Consider the following 26,118-nt stretch of genomic DNA (forward strand, 5'->3'; position numbering starts at 1 on the left):
AGGCACGATGTCGATAGATTGATGCGGCTTGCGTGTGATTCGCGCAACATGCTGGCACATTGATGGGAACCACGCCACGTTGTTGCGGGCGATACATGATTTTGCGGAAGCCGTTTTTCTAGCTGTCGACCTAAAGTCTTTGTCGTTGGCGATCGGTTCGATAATAGAGGTAATTGGCGGAAAAAATCTTGATAGATAATCCCGGGCGGTCGCTAGAGTGCCCGGGATTATCCGTCTTGCACATGCTTATTTGTTTCCGCGCAGAAAGCGATAAGCGAACTCGATCGCAAAGCGCAAGACATATTGGGTCTTGCGAGAGAATACGATGCCGAGCAGGCCGAAGATGCCGCCACCTTTCTTCTCGGTACCTTCCATGGCCTTGAGTGCGCCATCGAGCGCGGGTAGTGCACCGGCAATTTGAGGTTGATAGCGCTGCGCCAGGACGGTACCTTGTTCCAACCAACGCTTGAGTTCGTCGTCGGCGGGCATATGGGGTTCGAGCGTGCTCAGCAGCATGTTCATTTTGCGCAGTAGGCCCGTCCGATTGACCGTGCCGAGCATGACCATCAAATCGGGGATCATCTGATCAAGACCGGCCTCTCGGGCGCCTTCGAGCATCAAGCGGACGCGTGCGGCCAGTGATTCGCTATCGCCCTTGACTAGGCTGTGGGCCTGTACGCCGACCTCGATCCATTCGATGGCGCCGCTGGTGATCTTGGCGGCGATGGTAGAAAAGTCGATGGACTTGAGTGCTTCGGGCGCCAGTTCGGCGAGCGCCCCGACCACGGGCCCGATTTGCGCGCTGAGCCGTTCGGCATGTCCCAGCAGCCATTCGACGCGGTCGCCGAGACTTTCGTCGTCTCCCTGAGCCAAGCGCTTGGCACGCAGGGCGATGTGCCACCATTGATCGGCGAGGTCTTCAAGCTTGGCGAGTTGCCCGGGGATATCGAGCTCGCCGAGCTGGTCACCGGCGATACGCAGTCCTTCCCGCGCACTATCGGCCCAATACGACAGGGAGGCATTGAATCCGGCGATGCGCTCGCCCAGGCGGTCTGCATCAATGCCGTCCGTAACGCCGCCCAGTTGGGTCAGGATGGGCGGTAGCAGCTTGAGTAGGCCACTATCGTGCAGGCTGCCGATCAGTGCCAGCAGCTCCGGCGCCGCTTCGATCACGTGTGATGCCTGTAGCGTCTGAACGCTCGCGTGGACCTTCTCGTGCAGTGTCTGCACGGAATCCACCTCGATCAGGCGCATGATCTCGCCCAGCGTCTGGACCAGTGCTTCCATCTCGGGGCCGATGCGATCGGCGATGGCATCCACATCAATGCCGTCACGTAGATCCTCCAGCACGGTCTGAGACATTTTGAGTAGATCGGTGACCTGATTGGCGGTTTCCCCGATCTTGCCCAGGCCAGACAGTTGTTCAGCGGTGAGTTCGACTCCGGTTGTAGCGTCTTGCAGTGTTCTTGCAGCGTTGGACATGTTGCGTGGCCTCGCTTGTGTAGTAGTTCATCCGACGGGATGGGTCGGGCGTCATGTCGCCTAACGACTTGCCGTGGCGGCAGGTTATTTTGCCATTTTTTGTCGTGCAGGTGAGGCGGAGAGGGTTCTGTAGGGCATCCCCGACATCGCTTCGACAGTGTTTAATTATGCGCGTTCCCGCCATTGGGTGTTAAAGGTCTTGGGTCGGCGGCCGATATTCTGATCGTCCGGAATCGGAGTTGATGACACATGTATGCCCGTATACGAGCGGCCCTGACGGCTGTGATTTCGTTGGCGTCCTTGGGCGTACACGCGGCTCCGCTGTTGGCCTTCGCGGCCCCGATGAGCGATGTGCGCTGGGACTTACGGAGCGGGCCGTTCGAATGTCGCCTTGAACAATCGATACCCGATTTCGGCCGAGTGAGTCTGATTCAGCGAGCCGACGGCCATCTGTCTTTCGTGGTCAGTGTACGCAGGGGCCTTTATCAAGGGCAGTCGATGCGCCTGCGCGTGCAGGCGGCGCCCTGGCAGCCTGGGCAAGAGGTAGCGCGCAGTACCCTGGCCAGCGACAGCGTCTCGGGTGGCAACCTTGTGAGCTTTGGCGAGTCGCCGGCGCGCGCGGTGATGTTGGCGTTGCGTCGAGGGCATTTCGCGGCCCTCGATTACACGATTGACGATCAGGCGCAGATACACGCCGAGGTGTCGTCCTTACGATTCGCGGCCGCCATGAGGCGCCTGCAGAAGTGCACGGCAAGTCTCAAGCCCGCGCGCTTCGCGGACTATGAAAAAACGATGATTCATTTTGCCAGCGGCAGCTCGCAGCTTAATGCCAAGGTTAAGGCGCGTTTGAGACGCTTGGCCGAATATCTGCATATATTCGGCGGTAGTGTCCGTATTATTCGGGCCACCGGCAATACGGACAATGTTGGTACGGCCTATGCCAATTACGGTTTGGGTTTGCGCCGAGCTGAAACCGTATCCGGATATCTCAAGGCCCAAGGTGTTACGCAATCCATCCGGATCGCCTCCCAGGGCGAATACAGCCCTGTCGCGACCAACCGCACAGCACAGGGGCGTGCGCGCAATCGCCGGGTCTCGGTGCTGCTTATCCGATGAGCCAACGCTAAGTTATAATCGCCTTTTCCCCTTCGTCGAAGATGGGGATGCGTACTCAAGCGGAGCAAAGCAACATGGCTGATGTGAACAAGATCGTGCTCGCCTATTCAGGCGGCCTCGACACCTCTGTGATTCTCAAGTGGCTGCAGGAAACCTATGGCTGCGAGGTGGTGACCTTCACTGCAGATCTTGGGCAGGGCGAGGAGGTCGAGCCGGCGCGTGTCAAGGCGCAGCAGCTGGGTGTGAAGGAGATATACATCGAGGATCTGCGCGAGGAATTCGTGCGCGACTTCGTGTTTCCGATGTTCCGCGCCAATGCGATCTACGAGGGTGAGTACCTGCTGGGCACCTCGATTGCGCGTCCGTTGATCGCCAAGCGCTTGGTCGAGATCGCCAATCAGACTGGCGCTGACGCGGTGTCCCATGGCGCGACCGGCAAGGGCAACGATCAGGTGCGTTTCGAACTGGGCGCTTATGCCCTGAAGCCGGGCATCCAGGTGATCGCGCCTTGGCGCGAGTGGGATTTGACCTCGCGCGAGCGTCTGCTGGCCTATGCCGAGCAGCATGGCATCCCTATCGAGCGCCATGGCCACAAGTCGCCGTACTCGATGGACGCCAATTTGCTGCATATCTCTTACGAAGGCGGCATTCTGGAGGATACCTGGGCCGAAGCCGAGGAATCGATGTGGCGCTGGAGTGTGGCGCCTGAGCAGGCGCCGGATACCCCCGCCTATATTGAACTCACCTTTGCCCGAGGCGATGTGGTTGCCATTGATGGGGAGGCGATGAGTCCGGCCACGGTGCTGACGACACTCAACAAGATCGGTGGCGCCAACGGTATCGGCCGGCTTGATATCGTCGAAAACCGTTACGTGGGCATGAAGTCGCGCGGCTGCTACGAAACACCCGGTGGCACAATTCTGCTCAAGGCGCACCGCGCAATCGAATCCATTACCCTGGACCGCGAGGCGGCGCACCTCAAGGACGAGTTGATGCCGCGTTACGCCAGCCTGATCTACAACGGTTACTGGTGGAGTCCGGAGCGGCGGATGCTACAGTCGATGATCGATATCTCACAGACACCGGTGAACGGTGTGGTGAGACTCAAGCTCTACAAGGGCGGCGTCAGCGTGGTCGGGCGCAAGTCCGACGACAGTCTGTTCGATGCCAGCATCGCGACCTTTGAAGACGATGCCGGCGCTTATGATCAGAAGGACGCGGCGGGATTCATCAAGCTCAACGCGCTACGTCTGCGTATCGCGGCCGCGCGCGGCCGATCCGCCTGAGTTCTGAGGACCTCACCCGCGTCGTTCCGGCGCGGGTTGAGTTCGAGGTCTGTGTCGATCGCGCCCCGGCGGACCCCGGCGCGCGAGCCAGCCGCTGATTAGGCTCCAGAACCATTCCTTGATGCGCGTACGCCGGCTGCGCGCACGCCATGCGGACAGCGTGATCTCGCGCGCTTGTGCGAGATCATCCTCGAAGGCAAGTTGTGCGACTTCCGCGAACGATGCACCGTCCACCTCCAGGTTGGCCTCCAGGTTCCAGCGCAGCGTCCAGTGGTCGAGATTGGCCGAGCCAAGGCTCACCCAGTCGTCGCAGATCATCAGCTTTACGTGGGTGAAGCGTGGCGTGTATTCGTGGATGTGTACGCCAGCGCGCAATAGTTGCGTGTAGAAGCGTCTTCCAGCATAGCGCGCCGCCTGATGGTCGGTGTGGAGGCCGGGGACGATCAAATGTACTTCGACGCCGCGCAGGGCGGCGCGTCGTAGGGCCGCGCGAATGCGTAGCGGCGGGACGAAATAAGCGACGCTGATCGATATTCGATGGTGCGCCTGCGTGATGCAGCGGGCCAGGCGGCGCTGGATGTCGCGCCGACGCCCATCGTTAACCACCACGCGCGCGACGTGTGGACCGGCGGCGCTGGGTGCAGGCCTCGGCAGCGCCGGTACGTCGTCAGAAATCGATCGATGCCAAGCGTTTTCGAATAAGTGCTGCCAGTCTGCTGTTACCGGACCCTCGATGCGTAACATCAGATCATGCCACCAGCCTTGCGGGCGGACCGTGGGATCGAAGTCGTCGGTGATGCCGCTACCGCCGGTAAAGGCTACCTGGCCATCGACCAGTAGCAACTTGCGATGATCGCGGTGCAAATTGGCGGAAAGCCGGCCCACTCGAAGGGGATTGTAGAAGGCGAGCGTGACGCCACCCTCGCGGAGCCGCGATCGGTCTTGTGCTTGCAGGCCTAGGGCGCCGAAGTCGTCGATCAGCAGCCGCACGGTCACATCGCGCGCGGCGGCCGCCAGCAAGGCATCAATGAAGCGCTCGGCCAAGGCGCCTGATTCGAACAGATACATCTCCATCAGGATGTATTGACGTGCCTCGGCAATGGTTTCAAGCATGGCCGGGAAGAAGCGCTGTCCATCCACAAGCAGATCCAGCCGGTGTCCGCTTCGTTTGGGGAAGCTCGCCGCGCCGTGTTTGCGTGTGAAGGGGGGGCGTATCATTATGGGGCGGTAGTCACGTGTTATCCTAAACAATTTGTATCATGCCAGACGCCGTGTCATTTCTCAGTTTCCTCAAGCGCATACTCAATCTCTGCATGATGCGAGCGGGGCCGCAGGACATGCCGGCATCGTTCGGCTGGATGGCGTTCAGCCTTGCGGCTTACCTGATGGTGAGCGCCGTCAACGTGTTGCCGCTTTCGGGTTGGTGGGGCGGACTGTTGCAGGCCGTGGTCGAGACGGCGGTGTTGGTGGCTTGGGTCTATGGTGCGCTGATGCTGACCCAGCATCCACAGCGTCTGGTGCAGACGCTCACCGCGTTGGCCGGTAGCGGTGCTGTAATGGGTCTGCTGTTGGATGCCGCAACTGCTCACGCTTTATCACGCTGAAGCCGCCGAAACGCCGGCGCCGTTCGCCGCTATCGCGTATCTGATTACGCTCGGCTGGATGATCGCCGTATTCGGACGTATTTTTCGCCACGCGCTGGACTTGCGGCAGGGTTGGCTTGGAGTGGCGACCGCGCTCGGTTTCATGTTCACGGCATCGCTGCTGATCATCGGGTTTTTCGGCGGCACCATGGGCGGCTGACGCCAGTCCATGGGCGACAGGATAAATAATCGCATGCATATACACATACTGGGCATTGGCGGCACCTTCATGGGCGGGCTCGCACAGCTCGCGCGCGCGGCGGGGCACACCGTCAGTGGCGCGGACGGGCCGCTGTACCCGCCGATGAGCACCCAGCTTGCCGCCGTGGGTATTGAGGTTCATACGGGCTATGATCCAGAGCAGCTCGCGCCGGTGCCGGATCAGGTGGTGGTGGGTAACGTCATGCGCCGCGGCTTGCCGGTGGTCGAGGCGCTGCTAGATCGCGGCATCGACTATACCTCGGGCCCGCAGTGGTTGGCCGAGCATGTGCTGCGCGGACGCTGGGTGCTCGCGGTGGCAGGGACCCACGGTAAGACCACCACGGCCAGCTTGCTGGCGCATATTCTGGAGCATGCCGGGCTGTCGCCGGGGTTTTTGATCGGTGGCGTGCCCGCGAATTTCGGCGTTTCCGCGCGTCTGACGGAAAGCCCATTCTTTGTGGTCGAGGCCGACGAATACGATACCGCTTTCTTCGACAAGCGATCCAAGTTCGTACATTATCGTCCACGGACCCTGGTGCTCAACAATCTTGAGTTCGATCATGCGGACATCTTCCCCGATATCGAGGCGATACAGCGGCAATTTCACCATTTGGTGCGTACCGTGCCAGGTAATGGTCTGATCGTCGACAATACGGACGATGCCTGCCTGCGGGGCGTGCTGGCACAGGGCTGCTGGACGCCCACCGAGGATTTCGGTGCGGCGGAGATGGGAGACCAGGGCTGGCGTGTCCGCCTCTTGCGACCCGACGGGAGCCGCTTCGAGATATTGCAGGATGGCGAGTCGCGGGGGGCGGTGTCGTGGGATCTGCTCGGCCGCCATAATGCCAGCAATGCACTCGCGGCATTACTGGCCGCGCGCCATGCGGGGGTGCCGCTCGCGGTCGGATTAGACGCGTTGCCGGGCTTCCGCGGCGTGGCCCGTCGTCTGGAAATGTTGGGCGAGGTGGCAGGCGTACACCTGTACGACGATTTTGCCCATCATCCCACTGCGATCGCCACAACACTGGAGGGGCTGCGCGCACGCGTTGGCGCCGCGCGCTTGGTGGCGGTGCTCGAGCCGCGGTCCAACACCATGCGCATGGGTGTGCATCGGGATCGACTTGCCGCTGCCCTGCGGGAGGCAGATCGAAGCTGGCTATATCGGCCGGCGGATCTTGGCTGGTCGTTGGATGAGGTGGCCACCGCATTGGGCACGCGGGCACGCGTCGAACCGGATATCGATCGCTTGGCCGCGGAGCTGGTCGATACGCTGGTGCCTGGTGACCACGTCGTATTCATGAGCAATGGTGGTTTCGGTGGTCTGCCGGCCAGGGTTCGCGCAGCGTTGGCCGAGCGCGAGGCGCGGTCGTGAATACGGCAACGACACGGCGGCGTATTGCGCTGGCGATGACCGGTGCCTCCGGGGTGCAGTATGGCCTGCGCCTGCTGGAGTGCCTGATCCAGGCCGATGTGCATGTTTATCTGATGTTGTCGCAACCGGCACGGGTGGTGATCGGCATGGAAACCGATCTCAGTTTGCCCGGTCGTCCCGCCGAACTGGCACGGACGCTGTCGGCGCTTTATGGCGCCGCGCCCGGCCAGCTCGAGGTCTTCGGCGAGCAGCAGTGGACGGCACCGGTTGCCAGTGGTTCGGGGGCGCCTGAGTCAATGGTGATCTGCCCTTGCACGACGGGGACGTTGTCCGCGGTGGCGGTAGGCGCTTCGCGTTCGTTGATCGAGCGCGCCGCCGATGTGATGCTCAAGGAACGCCGGCGCCTGATTGTGGTGTTACGGGAAACCCCGTTGTCTGAGATTCACCTGGAGAACATGCTCAGACTTACCCGCATGGGTGCGGTGATGATGCCGGCCAATCCTGGGTTCTATCACCGCCCGCAAAGCATCGAGGACTTAATCGATTTCATGGTTGCCCGTGTGCTTGATCATTTGTCGGTGCCGCAAGGGCTGTTGCCGCCCTGGGGCGAGCCCAGCGCAGGCGACTGAGTATGCCGCTGCCCTTATTTCCACTGCACAGCGTGCTCTTCCCGGGGGGCCTGTTGCCGCTGCGCATCTTCGAGGCGCGTTATCTGGACATGGTCAGAGATTGTCTAAGAGACGACAGCGGTTTCGGAATCTGTCTCATTGAATCTGGCGATGAAGTCGGTCCCGCACCACGTATTTACCGCTTCGGTACTATGGTGCGTATCGTCGACTGGGATCGCCGCGCTGACGGCTTGCTCGGTATCGTGGTGCAGGGCGAACAGCGTTTACACGTACTTGATTATGCACCTGCACCGAACGGACTCTTGCGCGCCGAGGTCGCCTTGCTGCCGTCGGAGGCCGCGGTGCCAATGCCGGCAGACCAGCTAACCCTGTCCGAGCTGTTACGACGTATGCTCGATCAATTGGGCCCCCCATTCAGCACCTTGGAGGGTCACTATGAGGATGCGGTTTGGGTGGGCGCTCGGCTGACTGAGTTGCTGCCGTTGCAACCGGCAGCGAAGCAGCATCTCTATGAGCTGAAGGATCCGCTTCTGCGTCTGGACGAGTTGCGTACCGCACTGCGTCGAGGGCTTGCCTGAACCAAGGCTAGATTCTGCGCTCAGGATTTGGTCGGTTGTCTGACTTGTTGTATCATAAAACGCTAATAAACCCTCAACAGACGAGGAGGCCATCATGGCTGTAATGGAACTGACCCAGGACGACTTCGAGCCGACGATACAGAACAATGACATCGTGATTATCGATTTCTGGGCCCCCTGGTGCGCGCCCTGCCGCGCCTTTGCGCCGACCTTTGAGGCTGCGGCCGGGAATCATCCCGATATCGTGTTTTCGAAGGTGAATACGGAGGAGCAGCAGGGCCTTGCCGCAGCCTTCCAGATTCGGTCGATTCCCACCCTGATGATCTTCCGCGAGCAGGTCATCTTGTTTTCCCAACCGGGCATGCTATCGGCTGGTCAGCTGGAGGATGTGATCGGTAAGGTGCGTGAGATCGATATGGCGCAGGTACACGAGGACGTGCGGCGTCAGCAGGCAGAACAGGCTCCGGCAACGTCTGAATAGGCACTGGAATGCGCTACCGCGTCAGCGCTGGCTACCGAAGCGTAAACACTGTCTGCGCCCATTATCGTCGACACCGCCGTTGCGATAGGCGACCTGCCTGCTGACGATCGTGGCCTGGATGCTGGAGCGGAAGGTGGAGTCGACGAAGGGCGAGCAGCCGCACTTATAGAGAGTGGGTTTTCGCGGAGTACTTCGAATGATCTGCGTACCCAGGCGCTCGAAATCGCGGTCGTCGAAGGCCAGAAAGTGCACGCATGCCTCAGCGGTGGTCAACTTGTCGGCTATCGGGCCCGGCTCGAACAGTTCGAGTTCCCGTGCGGTGGAGATATGCAATACGTGCAGTGGGGCGCCGTGGTAGCGGGCCAGAGACACAGCCATCTCGCGCTGGACAGGTAACAGGTCTCGGCGCTGCGTATCAGCGAGTGGGCGGCGATGGGCACTTCCTCGTCGTAGCGCTCGCGATAGCGTGCCTCGTTGGCGAGATACGCCGGTGTGTGCCCGCAGTGGTTAGCGATTAGCGATTAGCGCCGGTGCCTCGGCGAAGATACGTTCAAGCACATCGGTTGAGTCGAGCAGCATGTTGCCGGTGGAGGCGCCCATGAAGACCTTGATGCCGCAGGCCGCGCCTACCGGCAGGCGCCGTATATCATCGAGATTGTCATTGCTGGCACCGAGAAAGAAGGCGAAATTGGCGACCAAGCATTCCGCGGCACGGGCATACTTGGCCTCCAGCGCATCGATATTGAGCGCGAGCAGACGAGTATTCGGCATATCCATGAAGCTGGAGATGCCCGCCTTGTCCGGCATGCCGGGTTCGCGGAAGTGGACCTGATCGCCGAACATCTCCGGCATGAAGACCAGCCCAACGGCATCGATGACGATGTCCGCGGTGCGTCCAGCCAGGTCGCCGCCGATGGCCTCGATGGGCCGTCGCGAACGAATACGTCCAGTTTCCAGGTCTAGCTCTCATTCACAATCTGTGCATTGGCGATCAGCCGAGACGTCATCTTGATCTCGTCAGGCTTGCGCGCGCAGCTATGCTACAGAGGGTATGCCAGCAGGCAGGACATTAGCCTTGTAAACTTAGAATCCGAAACGACCGTCCGACTACGAATGCGAAACGGAGAATCACAATGGACGTCTACAACCTGTTGTCGCTGGGACCGGGGCTTATCTGGGAATCCATGGTGTTATGGGGATTGTTTGCGTTGGTCCTCCTGTACCTCGCCAGGACTCATGCGCACCGATTGCTGCTGGGTTTGAGTCGGGCGCTGGCCCGCGCGCTTCGTGGCCTGGCAGCGCTACTCTGGCGACTGCGGCGCAGCGGGCAATCCCTCCAAGCCGAGGTGATGGAGGCCGCAGCCCGCGCGGAGGCAGAGCGACGGCTGACGCGAGATTTTCGGCGTTTGGCCGATGTTGTACGCAATGAACTTGGCGAATATCCCAGTCTGCACCGTCAGGCGACCGAGCAGATCACACGCATCGAACGCGACTACGATGCCAGCGTTGAGATCCCACCCGCTCCGCCCAACTGGCTAGAGGCGGTGGATGCGGTGGCGCATACGTCGGGTGGAGCGGAGCCGGCACTGGTCAAGATACTAGATGCAATGCATTCGACCCTGACCCGCGCGAGTCACGATGCCCTGGAAGAATATCGTTACGCCAGTCGTAAGCGTCACCTGTTGCTGCGCCGTGCGGCACCGCAATGGCGCAAGACGGCAGCCATACTCGAACGCATGGAGCGTACGGTGATGGAGCTGGCAGATCGCGTAGCGTTGACCGACACGCATATGGGGGAGTTCGAGCGCGTACGCAGCGAGCCGCCCGTGCCAGGGTTGGCTTTACAGCTGCGCTACCTGACACGCTTTACGCTGGCAATACTGATGCTCGGTGGCTTCGGCGTGTTGGTTGCAGGGGAGCTCTCACTGCTGAAACTTCCGCTGACACACCTACTCGCTGCGCAACCGCAAGTGTTCGGGTGGTCGTTACCGGAAATCAGCGCTTGGGCACTGGTGAGTGCGCCCATACTGCTCGGTGCGCTCTTGCTGGAGCTCGGACGTATGACGCGGCTGTTGCCTGGGCTCGGCGTCTTGCAGGAACGGGTGCGCGGTCGGCTCATGGCGGTACTTGTGATCTTGGTTTTTCTACAGCTTGCATTCATGGCCGCACTGGTGGTCTTCGGCAGTCCTGTGCCAGTCGGCCCGGTTCCGCCGGGTGCAGCGCCGGTCTTCGCCGCAGGAGGTCTGAGCATCCTGCTCGCGCTGCTGCTGCTGGCGACCGAGTTGCCGTTCGAAGCAGCGTTGCGCAGCGGTCGTCAGGTGGGGATGAGCCTGTTGGTAGCGGTGTTGGGGCTGTTCGCCATGCTGTCTCGGATGCTGGCCTGGTCGGCTCATCTGGGCGGCCAGATAGCCGTGCGGATTTATGATCTGGTGATTTTTCTGCCCCTGGTTATCGACGAGGCCTGGGCCGCACGTCGCCAACGCAATGCACAGGCCTCGTCCACTATCGAGCGCCTGGAATCCTAGCCATTCGCCTTAGTGAATGCTGCCGCTAGCGCCAGGTTCGATGCCGCGTTTGCGGCGATGCATCTCGACGAGGGTGAGCAGGGGCTTGAGGTTGGCTTTCTCGACGGCAGAGATCTTGCGGTCGCGCTCAATGGCGTCGCGCCCGAGCCGCTCAAGGGTGAGCAGCTCCTCGTCGCTGAGGCGGTCGAAGCTGAACTGGTCGCCATAGCGGGTTTCCAGTTCATCGAAGTAGACCGCTAGCGGTGGTTGGTAATCCGAGGTTGCGTTCATGTTGGTTCCCTCGCGTGATTTCCGGCACACACGACGTTTTAGTTCGCCGGTTTGGTCTCGCTGGCCAGGGTCACGTTCAATTCTAGAATTTCCCGTCCACCGGCCTTGTCGACGCGCAGATCGACCTGTTCGTCGGTAATGGCGTGGTAGCGGCGGATGACCTCCAGGATGTCCTGCTTGAGGCGTGGCAGGTAATCCGGACTGCCTCGGGCAGCACGTTCGTGGGAAATGACGATCTGCAGGCGCTCCTTGGCGATCTGCGCGCTGGTCGTCGGTTTGGTCTTGCGGAAGAGATCGAACAGGCCCATGGCGTTATCCGAACAGTCGGTTCAGGAGGCCGCGCTTCTCGGTCTTGATGAAGCGGAGAGGCCGATCATCGCCGAGGAATCTGGCGACTACGTCGGTGTAGGCCTGGCCCGCGTCGGTCTTGTCCTCAAGAATGACGGGGGTGCCGGCATTCGAAGCCTTGAGCACCGCAGGCGATTCAGGGATCACGCCGAGCAGCGGGATGGCGAGAATTTCAAGGATATCCTCCATGCTGAGCATGTCGCCAGAGGAGACGCGGCCGGGGTTGTAGCGGGTGATCAGTAGGTGTTCCTTGACCGGGTCCATGCCTTCCTCGGCGCGCTTGGATTTGCTCTGCAAAATGCCGAGGATACGGTCGGAATCGCGCACCGACGAGACCTCGGGATTGGTGACCACCAGCGCCTCGTCGGCGTGATACAGGGCCATCTGCGCGCCTTGTTCGATACCGGCTGGCGAATCGCAGACGACGTAATCGAAGCCCATGTCGTGCAGTTCCTGGAGCACCCGCGCCACACCCTCGCGGCTGAGCGCATCCTTGTCGCGCGTTTGCGAGGCAGGGAGGATGTGCAGGGTATCGATGCGCTTGTCGCGGATCAGCGCCTGCTTGAGGTTGGCCTCGCCTTGGGTGACGTTGATGAGGTCATACACCACGCGTCGCTCGCAGCCCATGATGAGATCGAGGTTGCGCAAGCCGACATCGAAGTCGATGACGGCGGTCTTGTGCCCGCGCAGGGCGAGCCCGGTGGAAAAAGCTGCGGCGGTCGTGGTCTTGCCGACGCCGCCCTTGCCCGAGGTTACGACAATAATCCTGGCCACGCGTGTCTCCAGTGTGCCAAAGGTCGATGCGATGTTGCGGGATGCCTGTCCCGACGGGGTGGGGCGGGTTGTCGGTCGAGCCGCAATCCCACCGGCAAGCGGGGATCGTCACCCGCCTGTCACAGAATAGATCATAACGGCGCGAAGTATATCAGAGCATGTCGATCATCAGGCGTTCGCCGTTGAGCCAAGCATGCGCTGGACGTCCCCGAGCCTCGCTCGGTTGGGCATCGAGTACGCGGTAGCAACCGGCGATGGAGAGCAGTTCGGCTTCGAGCGACTGGCAGAAGATACGTGCCGATTCGTTGCCGCGCGCGCCGGCGAGGGCTCGCCCTCGTAGTGCACCGTAAACGTGGATGCTGCCATCGGCAATGACCTCGGCACCGGCGCTAACCGCGCCCAGTATGACCAGATCGCCTCCCTCGGCGTAGATTTGCTGACCCGAGCGTACTGGCCGTGTGATAGTGCGCGGCCCTGTTTCGGCCATTCCCTGATGCGGCGTTTCGGCGGGTTCGGCCGTCTGTGCGTTCGGCGCCGGCGTTGGCGTCGACGCGGAGGGCGACCCTGGCATCATGGCCAACCCGGCGCGCGCGGCGCGCGCACGTAGCGCGTCACTGCCGCCACGCAGGGCGACGGGGATCAGCGCGTGTGATCGCAACAGCGCGGCTAACGCGTCCAGATCGAGTGCGTCCGGGTCGTCAAGGGGGCCGGGCTCAAGTACCACGGGGGCCTGGTCGAGAAAGCCAGGCGCCTGCGCCAGCAGGCCCGCGAGCTGGGCGTCGATGGCGGCAAGATCAGTGCTGTGCAGATTGAGCACCGACAGTGTGAAGCGGCTGCCCTTGAGTTCGCAGGCTGGCGAGCCGCTGCCGCGGGTCGGTGCGTGACTCAATGCCGCGCGCCCAGCAGCTCAATGGCGTAGCCGTCGGGGTCCTCGACGAAGGCGATAATCGTGCTGCCGGCATTCATCGGACCGGGCTCGCGGATAATCTTGCCGCCGCGCGCGCGAATCGCCTCGGCGGCTTGGTAGATGTCGTCGACCTCGATGGCGACGTGGCCGAAGCCCGAGCCGAGATCGTAGTGGTCCTGGTCCCAGTTGTAGGTCAGTTCCAACACGGTGTTGCTGTCTTCGTCACCGTAGCCGACGAAGGCGAGGGTGAATTGCCCCTCTGGGTATTCCTGACGGCGCAGCAGCTTCATGCCGAGCATTTCGGTGTAAAAGCCGATGGAGCGATCGAGGTCGCCGACACGAAGCATGGTATGCAGCATGCGCATGGGAGTCTCCTGAATTTGATGAAGATGGGGCCGGCGCGAAGGCGCCCGCGAGCGAGTGGGGCGATTGTAAATTCTGCGGCCCGGTGTGGCCAGTACGAAGGCCAGAGGGAGCCCCTAATCCAGCGACTTGAGGAAGATTCTCGAGTTGCGTTGGTAGTTGTAGAGCGCCCGGCGGGCCACAGGCAGATGATCGATCTGCCCCGGTACGAAGCCACGTTCGCGGAACCAGTGCGCGGTGCGCGTGGTGAGCACGAAGAGGCGACGCAGGCCTTGCGCACGTGCCCGCTCTTCGATGTGGCCGAGCAGGGTGTCGCCGTGACCGTTGTGTCGGTAGTCCGAATGAACCACGAGGCAGGCCAGTTCGCCGACGTCCTCGTCGGGGAATCCGTAAAGCGCGGCGCAGGCGATGACGAGGCCGTCGCGCTCGATGACGCTGAAGTGGCCAATTTCGAGTTCGAGCTGCTCGCGCGACCGGCGCACCAGCACGCCTTCGGCCTCCAGCGGCGCGATCAAGGAGAGGATGCCGCCGACGTCGTCGATGATCGCCGGCCGCAGGTGCTCGTAGCCGCCGACCGAAATCAGGGTGCCGATGCCGTCGCGGGTATACAGCTCCAGCAGTAGTGCGCCGTCGATGCGCCGGTCGACCAGATGGGCGCGGCGCACGCCGTTGAGGCAGGCGTCTATCGCGCCGCGCAGATGCTGGCGCGCTTCATCCGTCAGGCGGCGACGGCCGCCAAGCAACGCCTGGGCTTCGGCCAGTCCGAACTGGCGCAGCGGTCGTCTGCGCGCGTCGCGCAGTCCTGCGGTTTCTTCCAGGAAGATGAGCTTGTCGGCGCGTAGCGCGCAGGCCACGGCGGTGGCGATCTCGGCGGCGCTCAGGTTGAACATCTCGCCAGTGGGCGAGTAGCCGAGCGGCGAGATCAGCACAAGCTGGCCGAGTTCGAGCTGGGCCCGGATCGCGGCGGCCTCGACACGCCGTACCTCGCCGGTGTGCTGATAGTCGACGCCATCGCGCACGCCGACCGGCTTGGCGATCACGTGATTGCCGCCGACCACGGTCAGGCGCATGCCGGACATGGGCGTGTTGGCCACGCTCATCGACAGCCGCGCCTCGATCTCCGCGCGTGCGCTGGCGGCGCCGGCGATGACCGAGGTCATGGCTTCGGTGTCGGTGACGCGCAGGCCGTTGACGTAGTGCAGCTCGCCGCCGGCCGCTTTGAGTCGCGCCTCGATCTGCGGGCGCGCACCGTGCACCAGCACCACGCGCACGCCGAGGCTGGCGAGTAGCGCGATGTCGTGGACCAGATCGTGGAAGGTGGCGTCTGCCACGGCCTCGCCGCCGAAGGCGACCACAAAGGTGCGGCCGCGATGGGCGTGGATGTACGGCGCGGCATGACGGAACCAGGCGATATTCGGGCTGGGCGAAGCGGCTTGACTCACGCTGGGCGGTCCTTGGCAATCATTGAAAATAACGCATTACTATAACCAATTCCCCAGCGCGTGCGCTTGGGGCGGATGGGCTTCAGGCCGTTACGCACAAGCGCTGAATCAGCGTCCGCAAGATATCGACGGTCTGCCCCAGCGCGGCCTGCTCGATGTACTCGTCCGGCTGATGCGCTTGATCGATGCTGCCGGGGCCGATGACCACGGTTTCGATGCCCAGATCGCGGAAGAAGGGCGCCTCGGTGCCGAAGGCGACGGCCTGTGCCGGGTGGCCGGTCAGCTCCGTGAGCATGGTGACCAAGGTGGCGTCCGCCGGCGTCTCGAAGGCCTCGATGCCGCAGAACAGGGGATGAGTCTCGAAGGCGAGACCGCGCCCGGCAAGCGCGCGACCCACGCGATGCTGCAATTCGCTGCGCAGGGCATCGATCTCCATCCCCGGTAGCGGGCGTAGATCGAAGTGCAGCTCGCAGCTGGGACAGATACGGTTGGGGTTGTCGCCGCCATGCACGTGCCCGAGATTGAGCGTGGGGTAGGGCACGGCGAAGGCGGGGTGATGGTGCCCGCGCAATTCGTCGCGCCAGGCGAGCAGCTCGCCCATGACGTGATACATACCTTCCAGCGCGTTGCGCCCGCGGTCGGGGTCGCTTGAGTGACCGCTGCGGCCGGTGACACGGACGGCCTCCATGATGATGCCTTTGTGCATGCGCACCGGGCGCAGATCGGTGGGCTCGCCGATGACGCAGTAGCGGGCGCGAGGGCGGCCCAGGCGCGTGAGCATGCGAGCGCCATCCATACTGCTTTCTTCATCGGCGGTGCCAACGATGATCAGCGGGTGTTTGAGCTGTGCCGGATCGAGGCCGCGTGCGGCCTCGATGGCGAGCGCCAGGAAGCTCTTCATGTCGGCCGTGCCAAGGCCGTATAAGCGTCCATTGTCAGCGGTCAGACGGAATGGGTCGTGGGTCCACAGGCCGTCGTCAAAAGGCACGGTGTCGGTGTGACCTGAGAGCACGAAGCCATCCTCGCCCTCGCCCAAGGTCGCGATCAGGTTGGCCTTATCCGGGAAGTGCTCCAGCGGGATGATTTCGACGCGAAAACCGGCATCCTCCAGCCAGGCCGCGAGTTTTTCCACCAGCGCGAGGTTACCGCCGTCGAATTCTGGCGAGACGCTGCTTACCGTCGGTGTGGCGATTAGTTCGGCGAGCATGTGGTCGAGCGAGGGCGCGGGCATCGAGAGGGTTCCGGTCGGGGGCGTGAAGTCATAGCATAGGCGGTTGCGCACGCCGGCTGGAAGCCTGCGGCGTGAAGTCACCCGGCGGACCCACGCCGCACTGCGAGGATTGCCCTCCAATGATCCGCCCCGCCACGCTTGACGATGTCGATGCCTTGCTGCGTCTGGAGGAAAGCTGCTTCCAGACCGACCGGCTGAGCCGTCGCCAGTTCCGATACATGATTTTACGGGCGCACGCCGACGTGCTGGTGCACGAGCACGAAGGTGTGTCCGCCGCTTACGTGCTGACGCTCTACAGCCGGGGCACCTCGATGGCGCGGATTTATTCGATCGCGGTGAGCGACGCCTTGCGTGGCCAGGGGGTGGGCCGCGCGCTGGTACAGGCCGCCGAGGACCGGGCGCGAGCGGAAGGGCGGGTCAGCTTGCGGCTTGAGATCCGGCGCGACAACGAAGCCTCGCTGGCGCTGTTTCGTGCCCTGGGCTATCGCCAGTTCGCGCAGGTGCCGGATTATTATGAGGACCACATGGAGGCGCTGCGTTTTGAGAAGTCGCTGGCGCCTCACCTCAAGGCCGAGCAAGTCGGCGTGCCCTATTATGAACAGACGCTTGATTTCACCTGTGGGCCGGCCGCGCTGATGATGGCGATGAGTACCTTGCAGTCGGGGCAACCCATGAATCGCACCCTGGAACTGCGTATCTGGCGCGAAGCGACCACGATCTTCATGACCTCGGGACATGGTGGTTGTGGTCCCTTCGGACTGGCACTATCGGCCTGGCATCGAGGCTTCGATGTCGAGATATTCGTTAGCGACGGGGCGAATTTCCTGGTCGACTCGGTGCGCAGCGAACTCAAGAAAGAAGTCATGCGCCTGGTGCAGGAAGACTTCCTCGACGAACTGCGTACTCACGAAGTGCCGATAAACTTTACCCCCTTGCGTGTGGCGGAGCTCAAGTCGCGCTTCGAGGCGGGCAGTATTCCGGTGGTGCTGATCAGCTCGTATCAGATCTATGGCGAAAAATTTCCGCACTGGGTGGTAGTGACCGGCTTCGACGAACGCTTCGTCTACGTCCACGACCCCTTCATCGATTACGAACAGGGTGAAACTGCCCTCGATTCCATCAATATGCCGATTTTGCAGAAGGAGTTCGAACATATGACCCGCTATGGCCGCGCCGGCCTCAAGGCCGTTCTGATCGTCAGCCGCAGGGAGCCCTCGCATGCCTGAACCGCTTGTTGTCGTCGAAAATCTGACGGACTGGAAGGATAGTTATCCAGCGCTCAAGGTCGTCACCGTGCGCGACTATCTGAGCGGTGCCATGGATGGGGCGGAAGATGATCTGCAGGTTATCAATCTTGCGCGCACCTACCGTTATCTCAGCGTGGGCTACTACACTTCCCTGCTCGCCGAGGCGCGCGGGCACCGGGTGATCCCGAGCGTGCGCACCATCCAGGATCTGAGCCGCAAGGCGATTTACACCCTGGACACCGCCGACCTCGAACGCCTGGCGCGCAAGACCGTCGGGCGGACACGCCAGGACGTCATCGTCAACGGCTTGGAGCTGATGCTTTACTTCGGGCAGACGCCGGCGCCGGAGTGGCAGGATCTGGCGCGTCAGATATTTGATGCCTTCCGTTGTCCGGTGTTGCGCGTAGAGCTGCGCCGTCAAGGCGAATGGCGCATCAGCGCTATCCAGGCCGTGCACCTGCAGACCCTGACCGTCGAGCAACAAGCCGCTTTTGCCGAAGCCATAGGCGTTTTTCTCGCGCGGCGCTGGCGCAAGCCGCGCAGCCGCACGCGTTACCGCTACGATCTGGCCATCCTGCAGAACCCGGACGAAAAGCTGCCGCCGTCCAACCGTGGCGCGTTGGCGCAGATGGTGCGCGCGGGCAAGGCCGTGGGTGTGGACGTCGAGCTGATCACGCGCAAGGACTACGGGCGCCTCGCCGAATACGATGCGCTGCTCATCCGCGAAACCACCAGCATCGATCACTACACCTACCAGTTCGCCAAAAAAGCCGAGAGCGAAGGCATGGTGGTGATCGATGACCCGGATTCGATCCTGCGCTGCACCAACAAGGTCTATCTCGCCGAACTGCTCAAGGCGCACCGTATTCCGCGCCCGCGTACCATCATTGTCAGCCGCGACAACCTCAATGAGTTGGAGGCAGCACTGGGCTTTCCCATGGTGCTCAAAATTCCGGACGGTTCGTTCTCGCGCGGCGTGGTCAAAGCCAATAACGCGGCTGAACTCAAGCGCCTTGCCGGCCAGTTCTTCAAGGATTCAGATCTGATCCTCGCGCAGGAATTCATGTATACCGAATTCGACTGGCGCGTAGGAATTCTCAACAACAAGCTATTGTTCGTTTGCCAGTATTTCATGTCCAAAAAACACTGGCAGATCCTCAAGCACGACGACAAGGGCGGTAGTGCGCAGGTTGGGAACTTCAAGACCTGGAACCTCGACGAAGTGCCCACCAAGGTGGTCAAGACCGCGCTGCGTGCAGCCAAATTATTAGGAGACGGTCTTTATGGCGTCGACCTCAAACAGGATGGCGACCACGTCGTGGTGATCGAGGTCAATGACAACCCCAATATCGATGCCGGGGTTGAGGACGGTGTACTGGGCGATGCCCTCTATCGGACCTTGATGGAGGAATTCGTACGTCGCATCGAAATGCGGGCGTCCTAACCCGCGGCGACAACGCGGCAATCGGGAGAATGCTTATGGGCAAGCTCAAGCTGGTGATCGGCAACAAGAATTATTCCTCCTGGTCGCTTCGGCCCTGGTTGCTGTTGCGTTGGCACGGCCTTGCCTTCGAGGAAATTCGGGTGCCGCTGTACACCCCGGATTCAGCGGCACTGATCGAAGGATATTCGCCCTCGGGCAAGGTGCCGGTACTCCTGCACGACGATCTCGCAGTCTGGGATTCGCTGGCGATCTGCGAATACGTGTCGGAAAGTCTGCTTGACGGGCACGGTTGGCCGGCCGATTCGACCGCGCGCGCGGTGGCGCGTGCGGTCAGTGCGGAGATGCATGCGGGTTTTCAGGCCGTGCGTACCGGCCTGCCGATGAACCTACGGGGACAATTCCTGTGGCGCTCGCCGGGTCCCGAGATAGAGGCTGAAGTCGCCCGCATTGCGGGGCTATGGGCGGATTGCCGGGCGCGCTTCGGGGCGGCCGGACCCTGGCTGTTCGGTGAATTCACGATTGCCGACGCGATGTACATACCGGTCGTACTGCGCTTTCGCACCTACGGTGTGCCTCTGCCAGGCGATGCAGCGGCCTATGTGCAACACTGCCTGGAGCAGCAGGACGTGCGTGCCTGGTGCGAGGATGCCCGGCACGAGGTTGAAGTGCTTCCGCAATTCGAAGCGCGTGAGCTTTGGGAGCCGATGCCCGGCGGGGCGACCTGAGCGCGATCCTTCAGCCAGCGGCCGCACCTTCGCGAACCCGCTGGCGCCACTTGTAGAGGGCGATGCCGCCCCAAATCAGCTCGATCACGCCGAATGGCCAGGTGCCGGCCAGCCAGCCGTAAGCCGACGACGCGAAACAGGAAAGAGCGAACAGCAGCGTGAACCTCGGTGCGCGCGCCTCCAGCGCGTAGAACAGCATCATCAGGGTTACGGCGACGGCGCCGAATAGGGTCAGCATGAGGTGGTCCTCGGGAGCGTGGCGGTTGTTGTGAACCTTTGTGTGTCCATGGGGTCGATAAGGTATTTCTATTTGCTTGGGAGGTTGTGAACCCCTGAGGCAGTTTATCGACTGTGGTGGGATTGTTTCACGCGTCTTGAGCGGTGGTGTTCTTTATGTGACTTGAGTGGGGATAGTCGGGTCGATTTGTTGGAAGCATCCATCCGCGTCGGTTAACTGGGATTGAAGGTGCTGTTAGTTGAAACGGAGGCATGATTTCACACGCCTTCTGCGACGGAGTGCTTTCATGGCTCCGGCGCGGGCGTGCGAGTGACTTTCTTTGGACGAACAAAGAAAGTCACCAAAGAAATTCGCCCCAAATCGCCTTGGCCCTACGGGCAACCTCGCGTGAATACGGCTGGCCGGGGTCGCAGCCAAGCGCCATCCGGGCGCAGGCTGCTCGGCCCGGGTCCTCCGGGCCGATCCCGTCCAGCCGCATCCCCGCGAGGCAAGGCGATAAGGGGATAAATAAGGGACAAGCGAAGCGCGTCACAGACGCGAGGCGGCTTCGCCTTTGATCTTGATACCCGTTACGTCTTGCCTCGCCCGCAGGGACAAGGCGTAACGGGTACATTCCTTCCCCGGTTTCTTTGGGCGAGCGAAGAAAAAATCGCCGGGAGCAACTATCGCGCAAGCCCCGGAGGAGTGAGGCGCAGGGATGCGTCGAACAAAGGGACTCGGGCGCGTCGCCGAGTCAGATCAAAGGCAAGGAAGCCGATTCGTGCCCGAAACCCTGCGCTGGTATTTAATGATTGGTGGGTGAGGTGGTAATGTTTAAGGGAAACAAATGTCGGATTGCACGACTTCGGATATGCGCGCCGCGCTGGGTCAATGCAACAAAGCGAGACCTGAGCCTAATTTTTTCATGACCCTACTTTTTGCACGCAGGGGCTTGAAATCCAAAAAGGGATCTGATCCTTGTTTGCGCAATATCTAGCCGATGGATGAGGTGATCTGAGATGATCGACTGGAACGAGATTTCAGCCATAGCGACTGCGTGTGCTGCAAGTTTCACTGCTTGGATGGCATTACTCACCAGAAAGGCGATCAATCAATCGAGATATGCCCTCCATCAGGGAAAAGAACAACACATGGATAACTTTCGTCCGGTCTGTGTTCTGGAGGCATATTCCGATGAGCACATGGATGTTACCAAAAGGAACCAGATCGTGATGGTTTCTCGTTGTGATGATAATTATCACTGTGTCATCAAGGCTCATCTGATTACTCATAAGTCAGTAGATTAGGGAACAAATGGCGTCGACTTCGGTCATAATTGGGTATGAAGAACGATGGACGGACATTGACCCGCGAGACGCTGGAAGCGATGCGCTTCATGGCGCTGGAGCGGATGGTGGAAGGCGAATCGCCGGCAGCGGTCTCGGCGTCGTTCGGGATGCACCGGACTTGGGCGTACAAGGTACGGCTGAAGGCGCGCGGGCGCGGCCAAGGCAAGCGGGCCCTGCAGTTGCGGCGGGCCCCCGGGCGGCGCCGGAAGTTGACCGATGCCCAAGGACGGCAAGTGTTCCGGTGGGTCAACGGCAAGAACCCGCGGCAGTATGGCTTCGACTTCGGTTTATGGACACGCCAGATCGTGCGCGAACTGATCGCACAGCGATTGGGCGTTTCGCTGAGCTTGGCCTCAGTGGGCGCGTTGCTGGCGCGGGTCGGCTTGACTGCGCAAAAGCCACTCCAGCGTGCGTATCAGAGGGACCCTGACGCGATCGAGCGCTGGCAACGGGAAACCTATCCGGCGATTGCTCGCCAAGCCAAGCGGGACAAGGCCGATATCTATTTTTGGGACGAGTCAGGTTTTCGTGCCGACTCGGTGCACGGCAAGACCTGGGGCGCCAAAGGACACACGCCGGTCGTCTCGGTGCCCGGACAACGGCAAGGGATCAGTGCCGCCTCGGCGGTCAGTGCCAAGGGGGCGTTCTGGTTCGCGACTTACAAAGGCGGCTTGAACGGCGACCTGTTCGTGACCTTCCTGCAGCGCCTGATGCGCGGCCGACGCAAGCCGCTGCATCTGATCCTCGATAATCTGCCTGCGCACAAGACCCGCGCCGTCAAAACGTATGTCGCCAAGTCAAAGGGCAAGTTGACGTTGCACTTCCTGCCCGGCTATGCCCCGAACTCAATCCCGACGAGCTGGTCTGGAGCCACGCCAAGCGCACGGGCAATGCCCGCCGGCCGTTGCGGGCCGGAGAACGTCTGGAAGATCGCATCCAGTTTCAACTCGCCAACATGGCCGCACAGCCGAATCTGATCCGCTCGTTCTTCAGGCACCCAAGTGTTGCCTATATTACTGACTGCTGAGTAATGTAGGTAGTGGGCCCGCAACGGACATTCTCCTGAAAATCTATTTTTTGCCATCGAGTGAGAATCCATTAATAAAAAATCTGGGAATTGTACTCGCGGCAGGTAATAAAATTGATGAGGTGAGTATCCTGTTCTCACGGGATATTCACAAGGAGCTGAATCTTAGTTTGACAACACTGCCTGAAAGGTCAGGCGGCCAAGCAGCAGCGCGAGAGTCGTGGAACATCATATTGACCTACAAAGACATCTTCGGCAGGACATTTGAAACCCACCACACGAGTTGCGCAACTCAGCCATGGACTGTTCTGTCTCCTGCTGGTGGATTTTGAGCTGGCAAGGTGCTTTGCAAGAGAAATTCATGGGTTTGCACATCGAGGATATCCGGGGTTGGATTCTGAATCCAATCATCTATAGAGCTTTATGTATGGTTTCTGACACGAATCAAGATCCTGAGGTTGACGCACGCAATGGGGTCGAGAGCACGTAATGGGGTTGGGTCTCGTATTGTGGCATTAACTATCATTCGCTATGGCGGCCTCTATGGCGCGCGTTCTGCGTATTAAATTTCTCGGAGTGCGACAAGTCGAGGCCTGAGCCAGATATTATTATTGGTTAACTTAAATTCGATTAAGTTGATGACTTCGTCCTAAGTCGCCACCAGTTGGCTAGATATTTTCTGATTGTTAAACAGCTCAGAGCGTCCGCAAAGTGCAAACTGGCCGACGATCTGGTGGGGGAATGTGAATAATCGGTCAGCGACGTGTTGCCATTTTATCCCCCAACTTTTCCCCATCCCCATGGTCTGACCAACCAGCACTTATCGGAATGTTCTGACCGGGAGAGTGAATGAAAACACAGGCAGGATGGATGATCGGGCTGGTGGTCGCGACCGCGACGCTGGCCGGTTGCGATGTGCCGGTGGGTTACCCAGGTCCGGTGTTGTATCCGGTGGTGCCGATCTATGGTGGCAGGTCGCATGATGAGGATCACCGGGACGGGCGTGATGGGCCGCCGCGGGGTCGTTATGCGCAGCCGATGGGCTCTGTCGACGGGCGTGGGTATGACCCGCAGCATATGCCGCCGCCGGCTCCACCGGTGGGAGCGTATCCAGATCGCTATCCACCAGCGGACCGTGGGCGTCCGGGCGATCAGCGGCGGGCCGGGCAGGTAGATCGGCGTCGAGAGCCTGCGCCGCCGCACGATGAGCATCATCAGCGGCAGGATCAGCGCCAACAAGACCGCCACCCGCGACAGGACGAGCGCAAGCGCGAGGATCAGCAGTCGCAGCAGCAGGATTACCCGTCGCAGGACGGAGCGGGGCAGCGCGCGTATCCCCTGTTGCCCACCACGCGCCCCTGAGACGGGCGTAATCGGTCGGTGCACGCGGCCGGATTCAGATGTTCAGGAACTCGTTCGCCTTCCCTGTTGTCGACAGGCCGGGGTCGCTCGATGCGATCCCACCGGCGCCCGGACCTCGGGTGCGCCGGTCTTTTGTTTGGCAACAGAGGAGGTTTCATGTCTGGACATCGACCAGCGAGAATGATTTTGGGGGCCGCACTGGCTATGGGCATGCTCGCGAGCACGGCGGCGTTTGCTGGATCGCAGAGCAGCGCGAGCGCCGGGCCTGATATGCATGGTTCGTTCAAGATGTACGCCAAGCCGTCCCACGGCCAAAGCACGATGCCGGGCTCGGCGGGTGCGGGCGGTAACAGCGGTGGCACGAAGCACAAGCTCAGCCTGTACGGTCAGGGTGGCATGCAAAGCCAGTTCGGCTCCTCCGGCATGGCCGTCAAAGGCGGCGCGCAAGGCTCCAACGGTTAGCCCTCCCGACTGACGGGGCTGTTCTGGCCCCGCCTCTCCAGCGCGAAGCGCACGCTTCGCGCTGGTTTCCGCTCCCAGCCGTCCGTCGTAGGCGGCGTTACTTCCCGCCGAGCAGATCCTCGACCAGCGTGAGCCACAGGCCGATGCCGTGGCCGATGGCGGCATCGTTGAAGTCGTAGGCGCAGCTGTGCAGCGAGGACGGATGCGCGGCGTCCTGTACGCCCAGCCAGAGATAGGCGCCGGGCAGGCGCTGGGTGTAGAAGGAAAAATCCTCGGCGCCCATCGAGGGCGTCGGTGGGATTTCGCTCTCGTGCAGACCTGCGACGCGCGCGGTGGCGCGGCGCAGGTCTACGACCTCGGCGGCGTGGTTGAAGGTCACCGGATACTGCGGCCGGTAGTCGAGTTCGATCTCCATGCCGTAGAGCGTGGCGACACTGCGGGCGGCTTCTTCCATCGCCTCGCGGATGCGCGCCTGGGTGTCCGGCTGCAGGGTGCGTACGGTGCCGGCGATGTGCGCCTCGGCCGGGATCACGTTGTACGCAGTGCCGGCATGGATCTGGGTGACGGTGATCACTGCCGGGTCGGTGGGGGCTGCGATGCGTCGCGTGAGCCCGGACAGGGCGCCGACCAGCGCGGCGGTGGCGCCGGCGGTGTCCTGGGTGCGGTGTGGCCAGCCGGCGTGGCCGCCGCGGCCGCGCAGGTGGATGTCCCAGGCGTCGGAGGCGGCCATGCATGGGCCTTCGAGCACCGCGAACTGGCCGAGCGGGAGGTCGGGCCAGTTGTGCAACCCGTAGATACGTTCGATGCCGAAGTTCGGCCAGCGCGGATCTTCGAGCATGGCGCGGGCGCCAGCTTCGCCCTCCTCGGCAGGTTGGAACACGAAGGCCACGGTGCCAGCGAAGTCGCGCCGGGTGGCCAGTGCGCTGGCGGCGCCGAGCAGCATTGCGGTGTGCCCGTCGTGCCCGCAGGCGTGCATCACGCCGTCGCGGGTGGAGCGGTGTTCGCGCTGCGCGCACTCGGTCAGCGGCAGCGCGTCCATGTCCGCGCGCAGGCCGATGGTCGGGCCAGGGCGCTCGCCGTGGAGCAGGGCGACGACGCCGGTGCCGCCGATGCCGAAGTGGGGCTCGTACCCGGCTTCGCGTAGGCGTTCGGTGACGTAGGCGGCGGTTTCGAATTCGCGGAAGGCAAGCTCCGGGTGGCGGTGGAGGTGTTGACGCCAGCCGATGGCGGTGTCGATGAACTGGGAATCGGGATAGCGGATGGTCATGGCGTGATCTGCGACTCCTGTGGGACGGGGCGGTGCGGCCCCTGAAAAACGCAATGCATGCGGCGTGCCGCCGCAGCGGCGCCTGCATCCGCAGGGAAGCGGGCGGGAATGCAGGCTCGATGCACCACTCGGACGCGGGCATGCACCGGGATCGACGGTGAGCCTGCAGCGTATCCTCATGAGGTATAGCGTAAAAACTGTGTGGAATGTCGCTTGGAAGGCGGTTACGCGCGCTGACGCCGTTGGTTGGGGATTTTTTTACTGGTTTTCTCGATCATATGCAGGGTGTGCGTACCTCCTCCTGCAGCCAAATCAGCGGGTAGCGCTAGTACGGATTGACCATGAACACGGTTCGGTTTGGCGTAATAGT

At 61.7% G+C, this 26,118-nt stretch carries 29 protein-coding genes; 16 read left to right on the forward strand and 13 right to left on the reverse strand.

Going from position 1 to position 26,118, the window contains the following annotated elements; genetic code table 11:
* Positions 1 to 246: 246 nt before the first annotated feature.
* Positions 247 to 1,482, reverse strand: a complete 1,236-nt coding sequence (locus tag BI364_RS03910) for a hypothetical protein (protein ID WP_070077643.1) — start codon at positions 1,480 to 1,482, stop codon at positions 247 to 249.
* A 249-nt stretch (positions 1,483 to 1,731) separates the two neighbouring features.
* Between BI364_RS03910 and BI364_RS03915 the strand changes: the two genes are divergently transcribed.
* Positions 1,732 to 2,598, forward strand: a complete 867-nt coding sequence (locus tag BI364_RS03915) for a MotY family protein (RefSeq protein WP_070077644.1) — start codon at positions 1,732 to 1,734, stop codon at positions 2,596 to 2,598.
* 74 nt (positions 2,599 to 2,672) lie between these two features.
* Entirely contained in the window at positions 2,673 to 3,884 is a 1,212-nt protein-coding gene (locus BI364_RS03920; RefSeq protein ID WP_070079870.1) for an argininosuccinate synthase, read from the forward strand.
* Between the two features lie 12 nt (positions 3,885 to 3,896).
* On the opposite strand, the gene BI364_RS03925 is transcribed toward BI364_RS03920, so the two are convergent.
* Positions 3,897 to 5,102 (reverse strand): phospholipase D-like domain-containing protein, encoded by a 1,206-nt coding sequence (locus BI364_RS03925; protein ID WP_070077645.1) that lies wholly within the window; start codon positions 5,100 to 5,102, stop codon positions 3,897 to 3,899.
* Between the two features lie 41 nt (positions 5,103 to 5,143).
* On the opposite strand from BI364_RS03925, the gene BI364_RS03930 reads away from it, so the two are divergent.
* From BI364_RS03930 to BI364_RS03955, 6 genes are all read left to right on the forward strand, one after another.
* Positions 5,144 to 5,488, forward strand: a complete 345-nt coding sequence (locus BI364_RS03930) for a hypothetical protein (protein ID WP_070077646.1) — start codon at positions 5,144 to 5,146, stop codon at positions 5,486 to 5,488.
* Positions 5,457 to 5,687, forward strand: a complete 231-nt coding sequence (locus BI364_RS03935; RefSeq protein WP_070077647.1) for a hypothetical protein — start codon at positions 5,457 to 5,459, stop codon at positions 5,685 to 5,687. Before BI364_RS03930 ends, BI364_RS03935 begins: the two co-directional genes overlap by 32 nt.
* 33 nt (positions 5,688 to 5,720) lie before the next feature.
* Entirely contained in the window at positions 5,721 to 7,100 is a 1,380-nt protein-coding gene (mpl, locus tag BI364_RS03940; protein ID WP_070077648.1) for a UDP-N-acetylmuramate:L-alanyl-gamma-D-glutamyl-meso-diaminopimelate ligase, read from the forward strand.
* On the forward strand, positions 7,097 to 7,729 hold the full coding sequence (locus tag BI364_RS03945; protein ID WP_267887968.1) for a flavin prenyltransferase UbiX: 633 nt from the start codon (positions 7,097 to 7,099) through the stop codon (positions 7,727 to 7,729). Before mpl ends, BI364_RS03945 begins: the two co-directional genes overlap by 4 nt.
* Before the next feature lie 2 nt (positions 7,730 to 7,731).
* Complete coding sequence (locus BI364_RS03950) at positions 7,732 to 8,307, forward strand: LON peptidase substrate-binding domain-containing protein (protein WP_070077650.1); 576 nt, start codon at positions 7,732 to 7,734, stop codon at positions 8,305 to 8,307.
* Between the two features lie 94 nt (positions 8,308 to 8,401).
* Positions 8,402 to 8,788 carry a thioredoxin family protein gene (locus BI364_RS03955; RefSeq protein WP_070077651.1) on the forward strand — a complete coding sequence of 129 codons (387 nt, stop codon included), beginning with the start codon at positions 8,402 to 8,404 and terminating at the stop codon, positions 8,786 to 8,788.
* Between the two features lie 21 nt (positions 8,789 to 8,809).
* On the opposite strand, the gene BI364_RS18205 is transcribed toward BI364_RS03955, so the two are convergent.
* Both BI364_RS18205 and BI364_RS18210 read right to left on the reverse strand, forming a co-directional pair.
* On the reverse strand, positions 8,810 to 9,166 hold the full coding sequence (locus tag BI364_RS18205) for an amidohydrolase family protein (RefSeq protein ID WP_070077652.1): 357 nt from the start codon (positions 9,164 to 9,166) through the stop codon (positions 8,810 to 8,812).
* A gap of 129 nt (positions 9,167 to 9,295) precedes the next feature.
* Entirely contained in the window at positions 9,296 to 9,640 is a 345-nt protein-coding gene (locus tag BI364_RS18210) for an amidohydrolase family protein (protein WP_070077653.1), read from the reverse strand.
* A 281-nt stretch (positions 9,641 to 9,921) separates the two neighbouring features.
* Here BI364_RS18210 and BI364_RS03970 point away from each other — a divergent pair, with 281 nt between their 5' ends.
* Positions 9,922 to 11,313 carry a hypothetical protein gene (locus BI364_RS03970; RefSeq protein WP_070077654.1) on the forward strand — a complete coding sequence of 464 codons (1,392 nt, stop codon included), beginning with the start codon at positions 9,922 to 9,924 and terminating at the stop codon, positions 11,311 to 11,313.
* Between the two features lie 9 nt (positions 11,314 to 11,322).
* Here the strand turns inward: BI364_RS03970 and BI364_RS03975 are convergent, their stop codons facing one another.
* The 7 genes from BI364_RS03975 to argE form a co-directional block, all read right to left on the reverse strand.
* Positions 11,323 to 11,583, reverse strand: a complete 261-nt coding sequence (locus tag BI364_RS03975; protein WP_070077655.1) for a hypothetical protein — start codon at positions 11,581 to 11,583, stop codon at positions 11,323 to 11,325.
* A gap of 38 nt (positions 11,584 to 11,621) precedes the next feature.
* Complete coding sequence (gene minE, locus BI364_RS03980; RefSeq protein ID WP_070077656.1) at positions 11,622 to 11,891, reverse strand: cell division topological specificity factor MinE; 270 nt, start codon at positions 11,889 to 11,891, stop codon at positions 11,622 to 11,624.
* A 4-nt stretch (positions 11,892 to 11,895) separates the two neighbouring features.
* Positions 11,896 to 12,705 (reverse strand): septum site-determining protein MinD, encoded by an 810-nt coding sequence (minD, locus tag BI364_RS03985; protein ID WP_070077657.1) that lies wholly within the window; start codon positions 12,703 to 12,705, stop codon positions 11,896 to 11,898.
* A 151-nt stretch (positions 12,706 to 12,856) separates the two neighbouring features.
* On the reverse strand, positions 12,857 to 13,594 hold the full coding sequence (gene minC, locus BI364_RS03990; RefSeq protein ID WP_070077658.1) for a septum site-determining protein MinC: 738 nt from the start codon (positions 13,592 to 13,594) through the stop codon (positions 12,857 to 12,859).
* A complete protein-coding gene (gene gloA, locus BI364_RS03995; protein ID WP_070077659.1) occupies positions 13,591 to 13,977 on the reverse strand; it encodes a lactoylglutathione lyase in 387 nt (128 codons plus the stop codon). Before gloA ends, minC begins: the two co-directional genes overlap by 4 nt.
* A gap of 114 nt (positions 13,978 to 14,091) precedes the next feature.
* On the reverse strand, positions 14,092 to 15,417 hold the full coding sequence (gene argA / locus BI364_RS04000) for an amino-acid N-acetyltransferase (RefSeq protein ID WP_070077660.1): 1,326 nt from the start codon (positions 15,415 to 15,417) through the stop codon (positions 14,092 to 14,094).
* Between the two features lie 82 nt (positions 15,418 to 15,499).
* Positions 15,500 to 16,648 carry an acetylornithine deacetylase gene (gene argE / locus BI364_RS04005; protein ID WP_083251149.1) on the reverse strand — a complete coding sequence of 383 codons (1,149 nt, stop codon included), beginning with the start codon at positions 16,646 to 16,648 and terminating at the stop codon, positions 15,500 to 15,502.
* Between the two features lie 119 nt (positions 16,649 to 16,767).
* Here argE and BI364_RS04010 point away from each other — a divergent pair, with 119 nt between their 5' ends.
* From BI364_RS04010 to BI364_RS04020, 3 genes are read left to right on the forward strand one after another with little or no spacing between them, the layout of a single operon-like run.
* On the forward strand, positions 16,768 to 17,874 hold the full coding sequence (locus BI364_RS04010) for a GNAT family N-acetyltransferase/peptidase C39 family protein (RefSeq protein WP_070077661.1): 1,107 nt from the start codon (positions 16,768 to 16,770) through the stop codon (positions 17,872 to 17,874).
* Positions 17,867 to 19,339 carry a RimK family protein gene (locus BI364_RS04015; protein WP_070077662.1) on the forward strand — a complete coding sequence of 491 codons (1,473 nt, stop codon included), beginning with the start codon at positions 17,867 to 17,869 and terminating at the stop codon, positions 19,337 to 19,339. Before BI364_RS04010 ends, BI364_RS04015 begins: the two co-directional genes overlap by 8 nt.
* A 35-nt stretch (positions 19,340 to 19,374) precedes the next feature.
* Positions 19,375 to 20,064, forward strand: a complete 690-nt coding sequence (locus tag BI364_RS04020) for a glutathione S-transferase family protein (RefSeq protein ID WP_070077663.1) — start codon at positions 19,375 to 19,377, stop codon at positions 20,062 to 20,064.
* 10 nt (positions 20,065 to 20,074) lie between these two features.
* Here BI364_RS04020 and BI364_RS04025 read toward each other — a convergent pair whose 3' ends face one another.
* Positions 20,075 to 20,302 (reverse strand): hypothetical protein, encoded by a 228-nt coding sequence (locus tag BI364_RS04025; protein ID WP_070077664.1) that lies wholly within the window; start codon positions 20,300 to 20,302, stop codon positions 20,075 to 20,077.
* Positions 20,303 to 21,300: 998 nt separating this feature from the next.
* Here BI364_RS04025 and BI364_RS17765 point away from each other — a divergent pair.
* The 4 genes from BI364_RS17765 (at position 21,301) to BI364_RS04045 (ending at position 24,481) form a co-directional block, all read left to right on the forward strand.
* Positions 21,301 to 21,588: a hypothetical protein gene (locus BI364_RS17765; protein WP_156782610.1), complete on the forward strand. Its 288-nt coding sequence runs from the start codon at positions 21,301 to 21,303 to the stop codon at positions 21,586 to 21,588.
* 35 nt (positions 21,589 to 21,623) lie between these two features.
* Positions 21,624 to 22,657, forward strand: a protein-coding gene (locus BI364_RS04035) for an IS630 family transposase (protein WP_207644998.1) whose coding sequence is annotated in 2 segments (ribosomal slippage) — positions 21,624 to 22,473 and positions 22,473 to 22,657 — 1,035 coding nt in all. Because the reading frame shifts where the segments join, the coding sequence is not laid out codon by codon here.
* An 849-nt stretch (positions 22,658 to 23,506) separates the two neighbouring features.
* Positions 23,507 to 24,019: a hypothetical protein gene (locus tag BI364_RS04040; RefSeq protein WP_156782612.1), complete on the forward strand. Its 513-nt coding sequence runs from the start codon at positions 23,507 to 23,509 to the stop codon at positions 24,017 to 24,019.
* Positions 24,020 to 24,175: 156 nt separating this feature from the next.
* The gene (locus tag BI364_RS04045; protein ID WP_156782613.1) at positions 24,176 to 24,481 is read left to right on the forward strand and encodes a hypothetical protein; all 306 of its coding nucleotides are present in this window, start codon (positions 24,176 to 24,178) and stop codon (positions 24,479 to 24,481) included.
* Between the two features lie 97 nt (positions 24,482 to 24,578).
* On the opposite strand, the gene BI364_RS04050 is transcribed toward BI364_RS04045, so the two are convergent.
* Positions 24,579 to 25,748, reverse strand: a complete 1,170-nt coding sequence (locus BI364_RS04050) for an amidohydrolase (RefSeq protein ID WP_070077668.1) — start codon at positions 25,746 to 25,748, stop codon at positions 24,579 to 24,581.
* Positions 25,749 to 26,118 lie beyond the last annotated feature (370 nt).

This window comes from Acidihalobacter yilgarnensis (genome assembly GCF_001753245.1).
GTDB lineage: Bacteria > Pseudomonadota > Gammaproteobacteria > DSM-5130 > Acidihalobacteraceae > Acidihalobacter > Acidihalobacter yilgarnensis.

Coding starts and splice junctions, on each gene's coding strand:
- BI364_RS03910 (WP_070077643.1), bottom strand. CDS start 1,482: ATGTCCAACGCTGCAAGAACACTGCAAGACGCTACAACCGGAGTCGAA.
- BI364_RS03915 (WP_070077644.1), top strand. CDS start 1,732: ATGTATGCCCGTATACGAGCGGCCCTGACGGCTGTGATTTCGTTGGCG.
- BI364_RS03920 (WP_070079870.1), top strand. CDS start 2,673: ATGGCTGATGTGAACAAGATCGTGCTCGCCTATTCAGGCGGCCTCGAC.
- BI364_RS03925 (WP_070077645.1), bottom strand. CDS start 5,102: ATGATACGCCCCCCCTTCACACGCAAACACGGCGCGGCGAGCTTCCCC.
- BI364_RS03930 (WP_070077646.1), top strand. CDS start 5,144: ATGCCAGACGCCGTGTCATTTCTCAGTTTCCTCAAGCGCATACTCAAT.
- BI364_RS03935 (WP_070077647.1), top strand. CDS start 5,457: ATGCCGCAACTGCTCACGCTTTATCACGCTGAAGCCGCCGAAACGCCG.
- mpl (WP_070077648.1), top strand. CDS start 5,721: ATGCATATACACATACTGGGCATTGGCGGCACCTTCATGGGCGGGCTC.
- BI364_RS03950 (WP_070077650.1), top strand. CDS start 7,732: ATGCCGCTGCCCTTATTTCCACTGCACAGCGTGCTCTTCCCGGGGGGC.
- BI364_RS03955 (WP_070077651.1), top strand. CDS start 8,402: ATGGCTGTAATGGAACTGACCCAGGACGACTTCGAGCCGACGATACAG.
- BI364_RS18205 (WP_070077652.1), bottom strand. CDS start 9,166: ATGGCTGTGTCTCTGGCCCGCTACCACGGCGCCCCACTGCACGTATTG.
- BI364_RS18210 (WP_070077653.1), bottom strand. CDS start 9,640: ATGCCGGAGATGTTCGGCGATCAGGTCCACTTCCGCGAACCCGGCATG.
- BI364_RS03970 (WP_070077654.1), top strand. CDS start 9,922: ATGGACGTCTACAACCTGTTGTCGCTGGGACCGGGGCTTATCTGGGAA.
- BI364_RS03975 (WP_070077655.1), bottom strand. CDS start 11,583: ATGAACGCAACCTCGGATTACCAACCACCGCTAGCGGTCTACTTCGAT.
- minE (WP_070077656.1), bottom strand. CDS start 11,891: ATGGGCCTGTTCGATCTCTTCCGCAAGACCAAACCGACGACCAGCGCG.
- gloA (WP_070077659.1), bottom strand. CDS start 13,977: ATGCGCATGCTGCATACCATGCTTCGTGTCGGCGACCTCGATCGCTCC.
- argE (WP_083251149.1), bottom strand. CDS start 16,648: ATGCCCGCGCCCTCGCTCGACCACATGCTCGCCGAACTAATCGCCACA.
- BI364_RS04010 (WP_070077661.1), top strand. CDS start 16,768: ATGATCCGCCCCGCCACGCTTGACGATGTCGATGCCTTGCTGCGTCTG.
- BI364_RS04015 (WP_070077662.1), top strand. CDS start 17,867: ATGCCTGAACCGCTTGTTGTCGTCGAAAATCTGACGGACTGGAAGGAT.
- BI364_RS04020 (WP_070077663.1), top strand. CDS start 19,375: ATGGGCAAGCTCAAGCTGGTGATCGGCAACAAGAATTATTCCTCCTGG.
- BI364_RS04025 (WP_070077664.1), bottom strand. CDS start 20,302: ATGCTGACCCTATTCGGCGCCGTCGCCGTAACCCTGATGATGCTGTTC.
- BI364_RS17765 (WP_156782610.1), top strand. CDS start 21,301: ATGATCGACTGGAACGAGATTTCAGCCATAGCGACTGCGTGTGCTGCA.
- BI364_RS04040 (WP_156782612.1), top strand. CDS start 23,507: ATGAAAACACAGGCAGGATGGATGATCGGGCTGGTGGTCGCGACCGCG.
- BI364_RS04045 (WP_156782613.1), top strand. CDS start 24,176: ATGTCTGGACATCGACCAGCGAGAATGATTTTGGGGGCCGCACTGGCT.
- BI364_RS04050 (WP_070077668.1), bottom strand. CDS start 25,748: ATGACCATCCGCTATCCCGATTCCCAGTTCATCGACACCGCCATCGGC.